This window comes from Streptomyces sp. SID5910 (genome assembly GCF_009862125.1).
In the GTDB taxonomy this organism is placed as follows: domain Bacteria; phylum Actinomycetota; class Actinomycetes; order Streptomycetales; family Streptomycetaceae; genus Streptomyces.
In genome coordinates, this window is the sequence record NZ_WWHX01000922.1 from 1 (window position 1) to 214 (window position 214).

Annotated in this window: 1 rRNA gene; it reads right to left on the reverse strand. The window is 53.7% G+C overall.

Annotated features, from left to right (window positions below):
- Window positions 1-214, reverse strand: a 16S ribosomal RNA gene (locus GTW67_RS32930); the annotation flags it as partial.

Genomic DNA, 214 nt, shown 5'->3' on the forward strand with positions numbered 1-214 from the left:
GTGCGCTTTACGCCCAGTAATTCCGATTAACGCTTGCACCCTCCGTATTACCGCGGCTGCTGGCACGGAGTTAGCCGGTGCTTCTTCTGCGGGTAACGTCAATGAGCAAAGGTATTAACTTTACTCCCTTCCTCCCCGCTGAAAGTACTTTACAACCCGAAGGCCTTCTTCATACACGCGGCATGGCTGCATCAGGCTTGCGCCCATTGTGCAA